Raw genomic sequence first — 15,131 nt, 5'->3', positions numbered from 1 at the left:
GCCAGGTGTCCGAACGTCGGGCTCGGACCGCGACGTCCGGCCCCGCGGTCCGAGCGCCGCAGTCCAGCCGGATCCGCCCACGAACGGGGACGGGGCCCCGGCCGTCTCCGCCCGGGGCCCCGTCACAAGGGTGCGTCCGCTCAGCCCTCGAGCTTGGCGGAACCCGTCACGTAACCGATCTTGGTCCAGTCCGGCGGCTCGAAGCCCCACGCGCCGAAGTTCGCGAGATCCTCGTTCTGCACGAAGAAGTCGTAGGACTGCCACAGCGGGACGACCCCGGCGAGCTCCCACAGGTTCGCGTCGATCTGGTTGATCAGCTCGAGGCGCGCGGCATGATCGGTCTCGACGGCGGCCTGGTCGATGAGCTTGTCCGTGTCCGGATCGCCGATCTTGCCGAAGTTCTGCTCGCCCTCGGACTTCCAGATGGAGTCGCCGGAGGAGAGGAACGGGGTGCCGACCCAGCCGAAGAGGGTGAGGTCGAACTCGCCGGGGATGACGTACTTCGAGAAGAGGTCCGTCGGCGGCACCTTCTGCACCTTCATGGTGATGCCCACGGCCCTGAGTCGCTCCTGGACCACCGGGACCACGGCCTCGTTGGTCTTCGAGCCGTCGTTGTAGACGTAGGTGATCTCGATCGGCTTGCCGTCCTTGGAGGCCACCGTGTCCGCGCCCTCGCCTTCGAGGGTGTAGCCCGCGTCCTCGAGCGGCTTCTTGGCGGCCTCGGGGTCGTAGCTGCCGAGGTCGCCGGCGTTGTCCTGGTAGCCCTCCTGGTTGGTCATCAGGAGGTGGTTGTTCAGCGGCTCGGTGTTCTCCGGGTAGGGCATCGTGGCGTTGACCGAGAGGAAGACCTCCTCGCGGTCGATCGCACGGAAGATCGCCTGGCGCACGGCCTGGTCGGCGAGCGGCCGGCCCTCGGCGCCGTTGAGGGTGATGTGGCTCCAGTTCGGGCCCGCGACCTGACGCAAAGACCGCACCGTTGCCGATCATCGGCTCGACCACCGAGTAGGTCGCGGGGACCGTGGTCTCGATGACGTCCAGTCAGCCCGTTCTGGAAGCTGGTCGCGGTCGCGGCCGGGTCCTCGATGGTGGTGAACAGGACCTGCGAGAGGAACGGCGTGTCGCCCCACCAGTTCTCGTCGGGCTCGACCAGCACAGTCTTGTTGCCGGAGTCGATCTTGCCGATCTTGAAGGGGCCGGCCGTGACCTGCGGCCCCTCGAGCCAACCGGTGTTGAAGGCCTCGGCCGATTCGGCGAGGGAATCCGGCATGACCGCGGCGAGGCCGATCCAGTCGGCGTACTTCTCCTTGAAGGTGATCACGGCGATCAGGTCGCTGTCGCCCTGCTCGATCTTCTCGACCTTGTTGTAGCCCTCGGAGGACGCGATGGCGTACTCCTCCTGGGAGCCGTCCATGATCTTGAAGACGTTCTCGATCGACTTGTAGTCGATCGGGGTGCCGTCGGACCAGGTCATGCCCTCGTTGAGCTCGATCTCCATGACCTGCGGATCCTCGGAGGTCAGCTCGATGCGCTTGGTGTAGTGCGGGTTCGCGGAGACCTCACCGGCGGCGTTCGACCACCACACCTCGAGCGGGAAGATCGTCCGCAGGATGTCGGAGGTGTTGGCTTCGTTGCCGTCGGAGTGGAATGGGTTCCAGTTCGCGGGGAACGCGTTGTTCGCCAGGCGGAGCACGCCGCCCTCGCCGATCTCTTCGCGCTCCTTGGCGTTGATGTCGTTCTGGTCGGAGGCGATCTGCTCGCCCCCGCCGCCGCCGTCGGAGGCGCCGCCGCCGCCGCCGGTCCCCGGGTCCTGGCGCGCACGCCGCCAGCGCGGTCATCGAGACGGTCAGAGCCGTCGCCCCCAGGATGGAACGCCGCGTCACACGCATATGAATCTCCTTCACTCGCGGTCCTCGAGATCGTCGAGCCCGCTGGCCGCACTTTCCCGGCAGATGTGGTCGGCGTTGACCACCGTGGTCGCGCCCTTCTCGCCGGTGTGAGCAGTCTGTCACCAGCGGGTTGCCCCCGCGGACCAGGAACACCCTTGTTACCCGTTCGCAACATGCAGGGCATCTGTCCGCGACCGCCAGGGCACGACCCCGTCCCGGGCACGCCGACGACGGGCGGCGCTTGGTGCGCGCCGCCCGTCGTCTCGAGCGTCCTCCCTGGTCAGGGAAGGGTCACTGGGGGTCCTCCCGGTCCGGGAGGAAGCCGCCGAAAGTTCCTTCGAAGGCCTTGCGGTCGATGGCCTCTCGCCGCCGCGAGCGAGCCACCTCGGGGTCCGGGATCGGCACCGCGGAGAGCGACTCCTTGCTGTAGGGGTGCTTGCGGGTTCGTGAAGACCTCCTCGGTGTCGCCCAGCTCGACGATCCTCCCCTTCTGCATCACGGCGATGCGGTCGGAGATGTGGCGGACCACGGAGAGATCATGGGAGACGAACAGGAAGCTCACCCCGAGCCGCGCCCGGAGGTCGGCGAGCATCGCGAGCACGCCGGCCTGGACGGTGACGTCCAGAGCCGAGGTGGGCTCGTCGAGGATGATCAGCTTCGGGTCGCAGGCGAGCGCGCGGGCCACGCCGACGCGCTGGCGCTGGCCGCCGGAGAACTCGGTGGGGAAGCGGGCGGCGTGCTCGGGCAAAGAGGCCCACCATTTTCAGCGACCAGTCCACCCGCTCGTCCATGCGCTCCTTGCTGTAGCCCTGGACGCGCATCGGCTCCTTGATGATGTCCGCGATCGGCATCCTGGGGTCGAGGGAGGCCATCGGGTCCTGGAAGACCACCGTGATGTCGGAGCGCGCTGTCGCCCGCTCCTTGCGGGTCAGGGCACCGGTCTCCTTCCCGCCGATGCGGATGGTCCCCTCCTGCGGGGTGCGCAGCTGCATGATCTCCATCAGCGTGGTGGTCTTCCCGCCGCCGGACTCGCCGACCAGCGCCAGGCACTCCCCTCGCGGATGTCGAAGGAGATGCCGTCCACGGCGCGCCGCTCGCCGATCTTCCGGCGCACGATCGCGCCCTTGGTGATCGGGAAGACCTTCGCCAGGTGCTCGACCTCGAGCACCGTCGGCGCTCCTCGCGCGGCGGCCGGTCCTCGCCGAGGGCGGCGAGCTTCTGCATCGCGGACCCGGCGACGCCGCGGGAGGCGCCCGCCTCGCCGGCGTCGGCCCGCGGGACGGCCGCCAGCAGGTCCTGCGTGTACTTCTCGCGGGGGCTGTAGAAGATCTCGTCGACGGTGCCGAGCTCGACCATCCGCGACTCCTTCATGACCAGGACCCGGTCGGCGAAGCCCGCGACCACGCCCATGTCATGGGTGATCAGCACCGTCGCGGCGCCGATGAGCTCCTGCGCGGACTTCAGCAGGTCCATCACCTGCGCCTGGATCGTCACGTCCAGGGCGGTGGTGGGCTCGTCGGCGATGATCAGCTCCGGCTGGTTCGCGATCGCCATCGCGATCATCGCGCGCTGGCGCATGCCGCCGGAGAACTCGTGGGGGTACTGATTCGCCCGACGGCCGGGCTCGGGGATGCCCACCGCGTCCAGCGGCTCCTCGGCCCGCTGGCGGGCACGGATCTTGGAGACCTCCGGATGGTGGATCCGCACCACCTCGGCGATCTGGTCCCCCACCCGGTACACCGGCGTCAGCGCCGAGAGCGGGTCCTGGAACACCATGGAGATCGTGTTGCCGCGCAGGCGCGAGAGCCGCTTGTCGTCGAGCTCGAACATCCTGTGGCCGAGCATCTCGATCTCGCCGCTGATGGCGGCCGTGCGCGGGAGCAGACCCATCACAGCCAGGGAGCTGACGGACTTGCCGGAGCCGGACTCGCCGACGATGGCGAGGGCCTCGCCCTTGTGCACCTCGTAGCTGAGGTCCTGGACGGCGCGGACGGTCCCGTACTCGGAGGGGAAGGAGACGTTCAAGTCCCGGACGGAAAGGATCGGTTCGGACATTCTTCTTCCTCAGATCCGGCTGGAGCCGCTGGTCGGGTCGAGGGCGTCGCGCGGCGCTTCGCCCATCAGGTTGATGGAGATGACCAGGGCGGCCAGCACCGCCGCCGGCGGGATCCAGGTGTACGGGTCCGCGATGTTGTATTCCTGCGACACTGTGCCGAGGGACACCTGCGGCAGTTGGATGCCGAAGCCGATGAAGGACAGGCCCGTCTCGCCGAGGATCGCGGCGCTCACGCCCAGTGTGGTGTCGATGATGATCCAGCTGGCAATGTTCGGGACGATATGCCGCGTCATGATCACGATCGGGTTCACGCCCATGAAGCGGGCCGCCTCGACGTACTCGGTGCGCACCAGTCGCTGGGTCATCGCGCGGAGCACGCGGGCCGTGAGCATCCAGGCGAAGGCCGCCAGCAGCGGGATCATCCACAGCCAGCTCGCCTGCTGCGCGCACAGGGCTGAACAGCATCAGCAGGAGCATCGAGGGGATCACCAGGAACAGGTTGATGAGGTTCACCAGTCCGCCGTCGGCCAGCGCACCCCACTTCCCCTTGTGGCCGACGTACCCGGCGACGATGCCGACGACAAGCGCGAGGAAGGTGGTCAGCAGTGCGGTGCCGATGCCGATCACCAGGGAGATGCGCAGGCCCTGCACGGTGCGGGCGAAGATGTCCAGTCCGTTGGCGTTCACCCCGAACCAGTGGTAGATGCTGGGGCCGGTCCGGGCATTGCGGAGATCGCGCTCGAAAGGCTCGTATTGGTAGACCATCGGCCCGACCACCGCGAGCGAGACCAGGAAGCCGAAGATGATCATCCCGGCCCAGGCGCTCGGGTTGCGCAGGAACCGGCGCCGCAGCGGCTCGCCGCGGCTGAGCGACTCGATCGGGGGGCCGGCGCTCTCGTCGATCTCGGTGTCGCGCAGGTCGGAGTCGTCGACGGCGGAGCCGATGACGGGGTTCGCCTCGGGATCGGTGGACCGGCGCAGCGCGGAGGCGTCGTCGGTGCTTGCGGATGTCGTTGGGGTTCGTCATCGTGTCACCGGATCCTCGGGTCGAGCGCGCCCTGCAGGATGTCTGCGAAGGTGGCGGAGAGCAGGGTCAGGATCGCCGTGTACAGGACGACGGCGGCGGTGCCGTTGACATCGGCGAACTGGATCGCGGAGATCGCGAAGCGGCCGATGCCCTGCCAGTTGAACATCAGCTCGACGAACAGCGAGCCCGTGAAGGCGCCGCCGACGGCGAAGGCGAAGTACTGGCCCATCGGGATCAGCGCCATGCGCAGGCCGTGGCGGTTCATCGCCTTCCCACGGGTAAGCCCCTTGGCACGGGCGGTGCGCAGATAATCGCTGCCCAGCACGTCGAGTGTGGTGACCTTCATGTACCGCGAGTAGGAGGCGGCACCGGTCACGACCAGCACGATCGTCGGCATGACCAATGCCTTCATCTGATACTTGATGGACTCCCAGGACCCTTCTTCCAGGAGGGGGTTGATGGGGTTGATCGCCGGCAGGCCCCATCCCGTCAGGTCCATGAAGCCCTGGTTGGCCTGCTGCACGATCAGGATGATCACCGGGGTGGGCAGGGAGAGAGCGAGGAAGGCGAGGAGGGTCGCGGCGCGGTCCCCGAGGGAGTCGCGACGGACGGCGGAGACCATGCCCAGGAGGATGCCGAGCACGGTGCCGATCGCGGTGCCGAGCACGATGAGGCGGAGGCTGATCGGGACCTTGACCTTGAAGACGTCGTTCCAGATGTCGTCCATGGCCTTGGTAGTCCCGGAGGTGACACCGAGATCGCCGCGGACGAGGCCGCCGAGCCAGTTCGCGTACCGCTCGAAGAGCGGGGTGTCCGGATTGATGTTGCGCACGTCGAGGTACTGCTGCGCGCTCGCGGCGGGCATGGGCTCGGTCGCGATCGGCGGGTACAGCACCTCTTCGGGATGCATGAGCGAGGCGGCCAGCAGGTACGCGAAGCTCGTGGCGACGAACGCCAGGGTCACGTACGTGAGCACTCGCACGAGGACGAACCTAATCACGCTTCCCCCTCGACACGCTGTTGATCATCCGTCGGGTCCCTTCCCTGCGTCATCCATCTCGTCGTCGCGGGCTCGCCATGGGCGGGCCCCGTCCCATTGAGGCGGCACCACGCTCGGTCACGTCGAGGCGACCCGGCGGCCGTGCACCACCGGGGCCCGGTTGTGGCCCAGGTCTCTCGGCAGGCACGGGACACCATAACGCCTGCGATGGACGCGGCTTGACGAAACTGACCCACGGGTACGCGGTACGGCGAAGCTATGCTCGAATCGTGACCTTTCTGCACCTGCTCGTGCTCGCGCTCGGCATCGTCGCCGCGATCGCGCTGAGCGATCTGCTCGGACATCGGGGCGTCGGCGCGTGGCCCATCGGGCTCGGCGCCCTCGGCCTGGCCCTCGGCGCCGGGCTCCTCTACAGCCCCTGGCTCGCCGCTCTGTCCCTCGGTCTCGCCCTCGGGGCGGCGATCTCGATGATGGCCTCCTGGACTCGCGACATCGTTCGACGCCGCCGCGCCCGGCGCGAGCAGGCGCGGCGGTCCCAGGACGCTCGACGCGACCAGCTGGAGGAGTCCGGCACCTCGCGTCTCTGAGGGACGCAGGAGCGTCACAGCGGCAGGACGAGCACGCTCCGCTCCGGCGCACCGGCGAGCTCGCCGCTCCTCGGCGCCGCGCCGCCGTCGGGCCCTGCCCCGCCGTCGTCCGCCCCGCCGACGGGCCCCTCCGACTCCAGGAGCACCATCGCGTCCGCCCTCCCGTAGGGGGCGAGCCGCCGACCCGGCACGAGGCGCACGACTTCACGGCCGTCGGCCGCGACCTCCCGCCGTCCGGGCAGGGCGTGCACGGTGCCGGCGGGACCGCGCCGGGGTCCGTCGCCCTCCCCGCGCAGGAGCATCCGTCGGGGCGCGGCGCCGTCACGGTCCAGCAGCGGGCGCACGAACAGGTGGTAGCCCACCAGCGCGCCGACGGGAGTGCCCGGCAGGTGCACGACGGGGACGCCGCCGAGCGGCGTGCCGTGGCCCTGGGGACCGCCGGGGCGCAGGGCGAGGTGCGCGAAGCGGGAGGTCCCCTCTCCTCGCTCGCCGAGCAGCGGCTTCACCACGTCGTAGGCGCCGTGGCCGATTCCGCCGGTGGTGAGCACGAGGTCGGCCTCACCGGCCGCGACGTCGAGCGTCTCCCGCAGGTCAGCAGGGTCGTCGCCGCTGTGCCGGGGCGGGAGCGCGTGCGCGCCGTCGGCGGCGAGGGCGGCGGCGAGCATCGTCCCGTTGGACTCGCGCACCGCTCCCGGCAGGGGGTCCGCGCCGAGTCGGTCGGAGGAGCTGTACGCGGTGAGCTCGTCGCCCGTGACCACCACGGTGACGCGCGCCGGGCGGAGCACCTCGAGGGCGTCGATCCCGAGGGTCCGGGCGAGTCCGATGAGCCCCGCGCCGACGCGGTCCCCGGCCAGGACCAGCGGCGCGTCCAGCGGGATCTCCTCCCCCGGTCCGCGCACGTGCCGGCCCGGGACGGGAAGGCTCTCGAGGGCGAGGGCGACGACGGCGGGGGCCGGACCGAAGGGGTCGGAGTCGGTCGCCTCCACCTCGACGACGGCGTCGGCGCCGCGGGGCACGGGGGCGCCGGTCATGATCCGGGCGGCGCGCCCCGAGGGCAGGTCGGGGACCTCGCCGGGGCGGGCCGGCGGCTCGGCCGCGACCGGGAGCACGGTGGTGCCGGGCGCGGTGAGATCCGCCCTCCGTACGGCGAAGCCGTCCATCGCCGCGATCGGCGGCGCCGGGACCTGCTCCGGGTCGCGCACCGCGGCGGCGAGCACCCGGCCGCGGGCCTGCTCGAGCGGGACGGTGTCGACGGAGCGCGGCGGCGTGACCGCGGTGAGGATCTCCTCGCGCCACTGCCAGGGCGAGAGTCTCTCGACGCTCATGGTCCTCCTTCAGCGGGGGTCGAGGCGCAGGTCGCAGCGGGCCGATGTCGCCGCGGGCGAGGCTCCATGATCCCCCATGCCCGGCCGCGGCGGACGGGACCGTCGCTGGCTCCCGGCGGGCTGATCGCGGCGCCGGCCCGCTTCGTCGCGGCCCCCGTCCACAGCCATGGCCACGAGCGGCGCGGCAGGTGCATCATGGTGGGCATGCGCGAGATCCGATTCGACAGCTTCGGGGGCCCCGAGGTCCTGACCCTCCACCACGACGCCCCGGTGCCCGAGCCGGGCCCCGAGGAGGTCCTCGTCCAGGTCGGCTTCGTGGGGCTGAACCCGCTGGACTACAAGATCCGCGACGGCTCCTCGGGACGGGCGAAGGACCTCGCGGCCGCCCGCGGGGACCGGCCGTGAGATGGCCGGCACCGTGATCGGCGCGGGCTCCGGCCTGGACGAGGCGGAGCTCGGCTCGCGCGGCCTCACCGTCGGCACGCGCGTGTTCGGCATGCGCGGCCCGAGCGACTCCCGCGGCGTCGCCGCCGAGGTCATCGCGATCTCGGCCGACGACCTCGCCCCGATCCCCGGCGAGACCGCCGAGGAGGACCTGCCCCGCTGGGCCGGGCTGGCGCTCGTCGGCCTCACCGCGATCGCCGTCGTGCAGGACACCGCCCGGATCGCCGAGCACGAGACGGTGCTGATCCACGGCGGCACCGGCGGCGTGGGCCAGCCGCTGATCCCGATGGCGCTCGAGGCCGGGGCCTCCCAGGTGCTCGCCACCGGCCGCGCCGCGAACGCTGAGCGGATCCAGGAGCTGGGCGCGACCCCGATCCCCTACGACACGAGCGACTGGGGCGAGGAGGTCCAGCGCCTCACCGACGGGCGCGGCGTCGACGTCGTGCTGGACACCCACTACCACTCGACCTTCCTGCCGAGCCTGGACCAGCTCGCCGACGGCGGCCGCATCGTCGCCCTGCCCAGCCTCGCCGACCTCTCCCCTGCCCTCGAGCGCGGTATCGAGGCGCGGGTGCCGTCGATCGTGCCGGGACGGGACCGGCTGGATCGCCTCGCGCAGGGCATCCGCTCGGGCCGCTATCCGCTGGAGGTCTCCGAGGTGCCGCCACTGGCGCAGATCGCCGAGGCGCACCGCCGGCTCGAGGAGGGCCACACCCGCGGCAAGCTGGTCCTGGACGTGCGCGCCTGAGCGACGACCCGTGCCGCGACGGTCGGCGCCTCGGCATGGGCGGTACGCTGGCACGATGGTCGCCCCCACCTCCGATGACGCCGCTGCTGGGCGGCCGCGAGATCGAGCCCGTGCTGCAGCCCTCCGGATGGGCGCTGCTGAACGCCCTTCCGCCCTACGAGGAGAAGGAGGCGCCGCGGGTCTCGACCCGCCTGCGCGAGGCAGGCCACTCCCCCGAGCTCGTCTCCGCGGTGCTCACCCAGTCCCGTCTGCGCGCCCGCGCCGCGGAGAAGTTCGGGGAGTTCGCGAGCACCATGCTGTTCACCCCGCACGGCCTCGAGCAGGCCACGCGCCTGCCCGTCGCCGCACTGCACGCCGAGCGCTTCCAACGCGCCGGCGTCTCCTCCGTCGCAGATCTCGGCCGCGGCATCGGCGGGGACTCGATGGCGATGGCCGCGCTGGGCCTGGAGGTCCAGGCGGTGGACCGCGATCCGGTCACCGTCGCCGTCGCCACCGTGAACCTGCGCCCCTTCCCGAACGCGACCGCGCGCCTGGGCCGCGCGGAGGGTCACGACCCCCGCGACACCGAGGGGATCTGGCTGGACCCCGCCCGGCGCGCCCCCGCCCGAGGCGGCTCCCGCCGCCTCCACGACCCCGAGGAATACGAGCCGCCGCTCTCCGCCGTGCTCGACCTCGCCCGACGCCTCGGCCGCGACGGCGCCGCCGGTCCGCTCGGCGCGAAGCTCGGCCCCGGCATCGACCGCGACGCCCTGCCGGAGGACGTCGAGGTGCAGTGGCTGTCCTTCCACGGCCAGGTGCTCGAGGCGACCGCCTGGTGCGGGCCGCTCGCCCGGGAGGGCGTCACCTCCTCCGCGGTGCTGATCGGCCGCGACGGCGCGCACCGTCTGGACCGCGGCGCGGACTCTGCCGGCGACCCCGCCGTCGGCCCGCTCGCCGACCACCTCTACGAGCCCGACGGCGCCGTGATCCGCGCCGGGCTGATCGGTGAGCTCGCCGCCCGGATCGGCGGCCGCACCCTGGATCCCACGATCGCGTACCTGACCTCCGAGCGCCGCGTCACCACCCCCCTTCGCGAAGGGCTACGCAGTGAGGGACGTGATGCCCTTCGGCCTCAAGCGCCTCACCTCCTACCTGCGCGAGCACCGGCTCGGGGTGCTCGAGATCAAGAAGCGCGGCACCGCGGTCGAGCCCGACGAGCCGCGCCGCAGGCCGCGGCCCCGCCGGTTCGGCGAGGAGCGCGCCACGCTGATCCTCACCCGCATCGACGGGGAGCAGTCCGTCGTGGTCGCCTCCCCGCACGCCGTACTTCCCGGCGAGGAGCCCGATCGGCCGTGAGCACCGCCCGGGGGACGCGCGTCGCGTCATCGCCCTGCTGCTCGCTCCTCGCCGCGCTGGGTGGACTCGGCGCGGTCGCCCTCGGCGCCGCCGCCGAGCGTGCTCCGATCACGACCGTCGCCGGCACGACGGAGCGGGAGCGGCCCTCCAGCGCCCCGACCGCCGAGGTCCCGTCGGACCCTGGCTGGAGCACCCCGGAGGTCCCGCCGCGCCCGCCCCGGACCGAGCTCGGCGCCGCCCCGCTGCTCGTCCTGCTCACCCTCCTCGGCCTGGGCCTCGCGGTCCTCGCGGTGTGGCTCGCGGTGCGGATGAGGGCGCTGGCCCGACCCGCCCCGGCCCCGGCGATCGCCGCCTCCGAGGACGAGCTCACCGACGCGCAGGCCCGGACCGCGCTCGCCGAGGCCCGGGCCCCGCTCGCCCGCCTGGTCGACGCGCAGGACGCGGTGATCGCGGCGTGGACGGCGCTGGAGCGCTCCCTCGCCGCGGCGGGCGTCACCCGGCATCCCTCCCGCACGACCTTCGAGTTCGTCGTGGAGGTGCTGGCCGCGCTCGACCTGGACCGCGCCGCCCTCGACGACCTCGCCGCCCTCTACCGTCGGGCGCTGTTCGATCCGGAGCCGCTCACGGAGGAGGACCGCGCCGTCGCGATGACGAGCCTGGATCGCCTCACGGCGGGGCTCGAGGCCACGGCGGCGGCGCGCGTGTCCGGCGAGCGCGCCCGCGACAACGGCGCCGCGGACGGCGGGCACGGCCGCGATGTCGGGCCCATGGTCGGCGCCCGTCCCCGCGACGACAGCCCCCCGACGGGCGAGCGCGCCCGCGACCTCGGGTCCGCCGGCGGTGCGCGCATTCGCGACGAGGACGACGGGAGCGCAGGCGCATGAGCGACCTCCTGGGCCTGATCTGGCGGACCGTCGTGGCCACGGCGGCCGCGGTCCTGCTCACCCTCGCCCTCGCGCTGATGGGCCTGGTGCTCCCGCCGCCCCTGCCGATCGCGCTGGGCCTCCTCGCAGGTGCCGCCTGGTGGTTCCTCCACGTCGGCGCCGACCGGGCCGAGCCCTCGCGCGCCCCGCGCCTCGACCTCGACGCCGACTACGCCCTCCCCCATGCCCAGGACGTGCGGGTGCGTCGGCTGGAGGATCTGATCCACGGCGCGCGCCGCACCGCCGCATGACCGGACGCGGCCTCGCCCTGGTCCTGGCCGACATCGCCGACGAACGGGCCCGCGACCCGGACGCCCCGCCGCTCGGCCCGGAGCTCTCCGAGCTCCTCCGCGCCGCCCGCGCCGCGGAGGGCTCCCAGCGACCCTTCCCGCCGATCGGCCGCAGAGCCCTGCACCGCTATCTCGACGAGCTCGCCCTGCGCGAGGAGAGGCCCTGATGACCACCACCCCCGCCCTCAGCACCACCCCGCTCAGCACCACCGCCGCGACCGACGCCGCACGGCGCGTCCTCGACACCGTCGAGACGGCCGTCGTCGGCAAGCGGCAGTCCCTCGAGCTGGTGCTCACCGGACTCCTCGCCGGCGGCCACGTCCTCCTCGAGGATCTGCCCGGGCTCGGCAAGACCCTCGCCGCCCGCTCCTTCGCCCAGGCGCTCGGCCTGCCCTTCGCCCGCGCCCAGTTCACCCCCGACCTGCGCCCGCCGATCTCACCGGCGCCGAGGTGTTCGACCAGCGCGCAGGCGAGTTCGTGTTCCGCCCCGGCCCCGTGTTCACCGGCCTTCTGCTGGCCGACGAGATCAACCGCACCCCGCCGAAGACCCAGTCGGCGCCGCTCGAGGCGATGCAGGAGCGGCAGGTCTCCGTCGAGGGCACCACCCGGCCGCCGCCCGTCCCCTTCCATGTGCTCGCCACCGCCAACCCCATCGAGCACGAAGGCACCTATCCGCCGCCCGAAGCGCGGCTGGACCGCTTCCTGCTGCGGCTGTCCTTCGGCTATCCGAGCGCCGAGCAGGAATGGGAGGTGGTCTCCCGACGGATCGACCGCCGGCGCGAGGAGCAGGCCGTCGCACAGGTGCTCGACGCGGAGCAGCTGCTCGCCCTGCAGGCGGCGGTCGAGGAGGTGCACGTCGAGGACGCCGTGGGCCGCTATGCCGTGGACCTCGTCGCTGCGACGAGGCGTCACCAGAACGCCCTGGTCGGCGCCTCGCCGCGCGGCACCCTCGCTTTGATCACCTGCGCCCGCGCCCTCGCGGTGATCCGCGGCCGCGGCTACGTGGTGCCGGAGGACGTCAAGGAGCTCGCGCATCCGGCGCTGGACCATCGCGTGACCGTCCGGCCCGAGCTGTGGGCGCAGAACGCGACCGGCGCGGGGGTCGTCGACGCGGTCCTCGAGCAGGTGCCGGTGCCGGTCGCCTCCCCGCGCCCGGCCCGGTCCCCGTCATGAGCGCGGCCGCGGGAAACGGCGGAGCGGAGAGGGCCTCGGGGGCACCGGGGACCGACGGAGCGACAGGAGCACCGGGGATCGACGGAGCGACAGGAGCTTCGGGAGCACCGAGGGCCGGGAGGGCGAGGGTGACCTCGGGAACGGCGAGTGCCCAGAGAGCCGCGGGGGTCGCAGGGACGACGGGTCCCGCGGAGTCGCCCGCACCAGCGCTCAGACCCCGTCCCACCGCCGCGCTCGTCCGCGCCTCCGCGGTGGGCGTGCTCGCCCTGGCCCTCGCGCTGCTGCGCGGAGAACCCGCGCTGATCCTCGCCGGGTCGCCCCTGCTCGTCTGGGCGCCGCTGGCCGTCGCCCGCCGCACGGCCCGCGGCGAGGAACGCTACTACCCCGCCCCGTCCCTCCATCTGAACCGTCGGCGGATCGACGAGGACGGCGCGGCGCGCGCCACGGTGACCGCAGGTCCAGGCCTGCTGACCACGGCGAGCGTCCCGAGGCCGCCGCATGCGGATCTCGCCCCGCGCCACGGCTCCCTCACGGGCGACGGCGGGGCGTCGCTGCGCATCGGCGCCCGTCGCTGGGGCCGCATCGAGGTGGGGCCGGTGCACGTGCTGGTCGCGGACCCGCTCGGCGCCTTCCGCGCGCAGGTCGAGTCGCCCCCGGTCTCGCTCCAGGTGGTCCCCTCCTCCGTGGTGCTCGATGCTCCCGTGGACGTCCCCACCCCGATCGGGGTGAGCGGTGCGCACCTCTCCCGGCGCCGCGGCGACGGCACCGCGCTGTCGGAGGTGCGCGCCTTCCGGCCCGGGGACCGCCTGCACCGGATCAACTGGCGGGTCACGAGTCGCACCGGGCAGCCTGCACACCAATGCGACTTTCACCGAGCAGGACACCGAGGTCCTCGTCGTCACCGACACCACCGCGGACGTCTCCCCCGCGCCCTGGGCCGGTGAGGACGCGCCTACCAGCCTGGACATGACGATCCGGGCCACGACCGCCGTGGCACGCCACTATCTCGGCGTCGGCGACCGGGTCGCGCCGCTCGACATCGGACGGCTAATCGGCGCGGTGCCGCCCGGCTCCGGCCCCCGTCAGCCGCGGGTGCTCACCGATGCGCTGTCCCGTGCGGCCCGGGACCCGGGCGCGCTCCGTCCCCCCCCGGCGCCCGCGGTGCGGACCGGCACGCTGACGGTGGTGTGCTCGCCCCTGCTCCGCCCCGAGGTGATCACCAGGATCGGGGAGCTCGTCGCCCAGGGCGCGGACGTGATCGTCGTGGACACGCTCCCGCCGAGCGTCGGGGACACCTCCGTCTTCGCGCGGGCGGCCGCCGCGGCTCGAGGGCCGGGTCTCCGAGCGCTTCTGGCCCGAGGCGTGGGCGCTGCGGAGGCTCGAGAGGGAGCGGACGGTGCGCGAGCCGCGGGAGGCGGGCGTCCCGGTCACCGCGTGGGAGGGACCCGCCTCGCTGGCCCCGGTGCTCCTGTCCCTGTCCGCCGCGCGCGGTGCACCGCGGCGGAGGAGGTCCTGATGCGTCTGTCGTCCCTGCTCGACCCGCTCGCCGACGCCCTGCTCGCGCCGCGTGGGGTCAGTCCCGTGCAGTGGGTCTTGCGCGGCACCGGCACTGCGGCGACGCTCGCCGCGGCGAGACTCGCACTGTCCGGCCCGGGACTCGCGGCGATGCACCTGGGGGTCGTGCTGGTGGGGATCGTCTGTCTCACGGCCCTCGCGGCGCAGTGGCTCGATCCCGACACGGACCTCGGGATGCTGGCGCCGACGGCGGTGGTGATCGCGCTGGCGGTGCGGGCCGATCTGGGCGTCGTGCTCGCCGGGTCGACGGGTCTGCTGCTGCTCGCGGCCCATGCCGCCTTCGCGCTCGCGGCCGTCATGCCCGCGCACGGGGCCCTCGACCGCGACGCCCTTCGTCTCGCGGCGCGTGCGCTCCTCGGGGTGCTCGTGCTGACGCTGGTGGGCGGGGTGCTCGTGGTCTTGCTCGCGCAGGTCCAGCTCGGGCCGTGGGCCGTGGTGGTCGCCGCGGTCGCCGTCGTCGCGCTGTGGATCGCCGTGATGCCGCGAGGGCGCTGAGGTCAGGGGTCGCCGGGCCGCGGTGCGGGCTGACGCATGTCGACCAGTGCCGATCAACCGGTGCGCGCTTCCGGCAGGTCCTCGGGATCCGACGGCCGGTCGTCGTCCGCGGTGGTCGGGCTCGACCTACCAGAGGGATCCGAGGCGTCGTCGAGGTCGACGGGCTCGTCCGCGAGGATCTCAGCGCGGGCCCTGTCCGCCCCGTCCAGGAGACGCCTCAGCAGCGGGGAGGTCGACTGATAGACGTGCCCCGTGGGGGTCCTGATC

The 15,131-nt window shown here is 72.9% G+C and carries 14 protein-coding genes and 3 pseudogenes; 10 read left to right on the top strand and 7 right to left on the bottom strand.

Annotation, left to right across the window (positions count from 1 at the left end; translation table 11 throughout):
- Positions 1 to 140: 140 nt before the first annotated feature.
- The 6 genes and pseudogenes from WKH84_RS19320 to WKH84_RS19295 form a co-directional block, all read right to left on the bottom strand.
- Entirely contained in the window at positions 141 to 974 is an 834-nt protein-coding gene (locus tag WKH84_RS19320; RefSeq protein WP_341854804.1) for an ABC transporter substrate-binding protein, read from the bottom strand.
- Between the two features lie 128 nt (positions 975 to 1,102).
- A pseudogene (locus tag WKH84_RS19315) lies at positions 1,103 to 1,471 on the bottom strand (ABC transporter substrate-binding protein); the annotation flags it as partial.
- A gap of 695 nt (positions 1,472 to 2,166) precedes the next feature.
- A complete protein-coding gene (locus WKH84_RS19310; RefSeq protein WP_341854803.1) occupies positions 2,167 to 2,571 on the bottom strand; it encodes an ABC transporter ATP-binding protein in 405 nt (134 codons plus the stop codon).
- The gene (locus WKH84_RS19305) at positions 2,538 to 3,941 is read right to left on the bottom strand and encodes an ABC transporter ATP-binding protein (protein WP_341854802.1); all 1,404 of its coding nucleotides are present in this window, start codon (positions 3,939 to 3,941) and stop codon (positions 2,538 to 2,540) included. Before WKH84_RS19305 ends, WKH84_RS19310 begins: the two co-directional genes overlap by 34 nt.
- Positions 3,942 to 3,950: 9 nt before the next feature.
- Positions 3,951 to 4,364, bottom strand: coding sequence for an ABC transporter permease subunit (locus WKH84_RS19300; protein ID WP_341854801.1), 414 nt, complete (start codon positions 4,362 to 4,364; stop codon positions 3,951 to 3,953).
- Positions 4,365 to 4,973: 609 nt separating this feature from the next.
- On the bottom strand, positions 4,974 to 5,933 hold the full coding sequence (locus WKH84_RS19295; RefSeq protein ID WP_341854800.1) for an ABC transporter permease: 960 nt from the start codon (positions 5,931 to 5,933) through the stop codon (positions 4,974 to 4,976).
- A 305-nt stretch (positions 5,934 to 6,238) separates the two neighbouring features.
- Between WKH84_RS19295 and WKH84_RS19290 the strand changes: the two genes are divergently transcribed.
- The gene (locus WKH84_RS19290; protein WP_341854799.1) at positions 6,239 to 6,556 is read left to right on the top strand and encodes a hypothetical protein; all 318 of its coding nucleotides are present in this window, start codon (positions 6,239 to 6,241) and stop codon (positions 6,554 to 6,556) included.
- A gap of 14 nt (positions 6,557 to 6,570) precedes the next feature.
- Here WKH84_RS19290 and WKH84_RS19285 read toward each other — a convergent pair whose 3' ends face one another.
- The gene (locus WKH84_RS19285; RefSeq protein WP_341854798.1) at positions 6,571 to 7,881 is read right to left on the bottom strand and encodes a molybdopterin molybdotransferase MoeA; all 1,311 of its coding nucleotides are present in this window, start codon (positions 7,879 to 7,881) and stop codon (positions 6,571 to 6,573) included.
- Between the two features lie 66 nt (positions 7,882 to 7,947).
- Between WKH84_RS19285 and WKH84_RS19280 the strand changes: the two genes are divergently transcribed.
- The 9 genes and pseudogenes from WKH84_RS19280 to WKH84_RS19240 all read left to right on the top strand — a co-directional run bounded on the left by WKH84_RS19280 (position 7,948) and on the right by WKH84_RS19240 (position 14,864).
- Complete coding sequence (locus WKH84_RS19280) at positions 7,948 to 8,286, top strand: hypothetical protein (protein WP_341854797.1); 339 nt, start codon at positions 7,948 to 7,950, stop codon at positions 8,284 to 8,286.
- Between the two features lies 1 nt (position 8,287).
- Positions 8,288 to 9,073, top strand: a complete 786-nt coding sequence (locus WKH84_RS19275) for a zinc-binding dehydrogenase (protein WP_341854796.1) — start codon at positions 8,288 to 8,290, stop codon at positions 9,071 to 9,073.
- 55 nt (positions 9,074 to 9,128) lie between these two features.
- Positions 9,129 to 10,408 (top strand): annotated as a pseudogene (locus WKH84_RS19270) (SAM-dependent methyltransferase).
- A 308-nt stretch (positions 10,409 to 10,716) separates the two neighbouring features.
- Positions 10,717 to 11,292, top strand: a complete 576-nt coding sequence (locus WKH84_RS19265; protein WP_341856971.1) for a DUF4129 domain-containing protein — start codon at positions 10,717 to 10,719, stop codon at positions 11,290 to 11,292.
- Positions 11,289 to 11,582 (top strand): hypothetical protein, encoded by a 294-nt coding sequence (locus WKH84_RS19260; RefSeq protein ID WP_341854795.1) that lies wholly within the window; start codon positions 11,289 to 11,291, stop codon positions 11,580 to 11,582. Before WKH84_RS19265 ends, WKH84_RS19260 begins: the two co-directional genes overlap by 4 nt.
- Positions 11,579 to 11,788, top strand: coding sequence for a hypothetical protein (locus tag WKH84_RS19255; RefSeq protein ID WP_341854794.1), 210 nt, complete (start codon positions 11,579 to 11,581; stop codon positions 11,786 to 11,788). The genes WKH84_RS19260 and WKH84_RS19255 overlap by 4 nt, the downstream gene beginning before the upstream one ends.
- A pseudogene (locus WKH84_RS19250) lies at positions 11,788 to 12,794 on the top strand (MoxR family ATPase). The gene WKH84_RS19255 and the pseudogene WKH84_RS19250 overlap by 1 nt, the downstream one beginning before the upstream one ends.
- Positions 12,795 to 13,051: 257 nt before the next feature.
- Complete coding sequence (locus tag WKH84_RS19245) at positions 13,052 to 13,738, top strand: DUF58 domain-containing protein (protein ID WP_341854793.1); 687 nt, start codon at positions 13,052 to 13,054, stop codon at positions 13,736 to 13,738.
- Positions 13,739 to 13,760: 22 nt separating this feature from the next.
- Positions 13,761 to 14,864: a hypothetical protein gene (locus tag WKH84_RS19240; RefSeq protein ID WP_341854792.1), complete on the top strand. Its 1,104-nt coding sequence runs from the start codon at positions 13,761 to 13,763 to the stop codon at positions 14,862 to 14,864.
- The last annotated feature ends 267 nt before the right edge of the window (positions 14,865 to 15,131 follow it).

The sequence above is a fragment of the Brachybacterium sp. GPGPB12 genome (genome assembly GCF_038396325.1).
GTDB classification, from domain to species: Bacteria; Actinomycetota; Actinomycetes; order Actinomycetales; family Dermabacteraceae; genus Brachybacterium; species Brachybacterium conglomeratum.
This window is presented reverse-complemented; position numbering and strand designations above follow the sequence as displayed.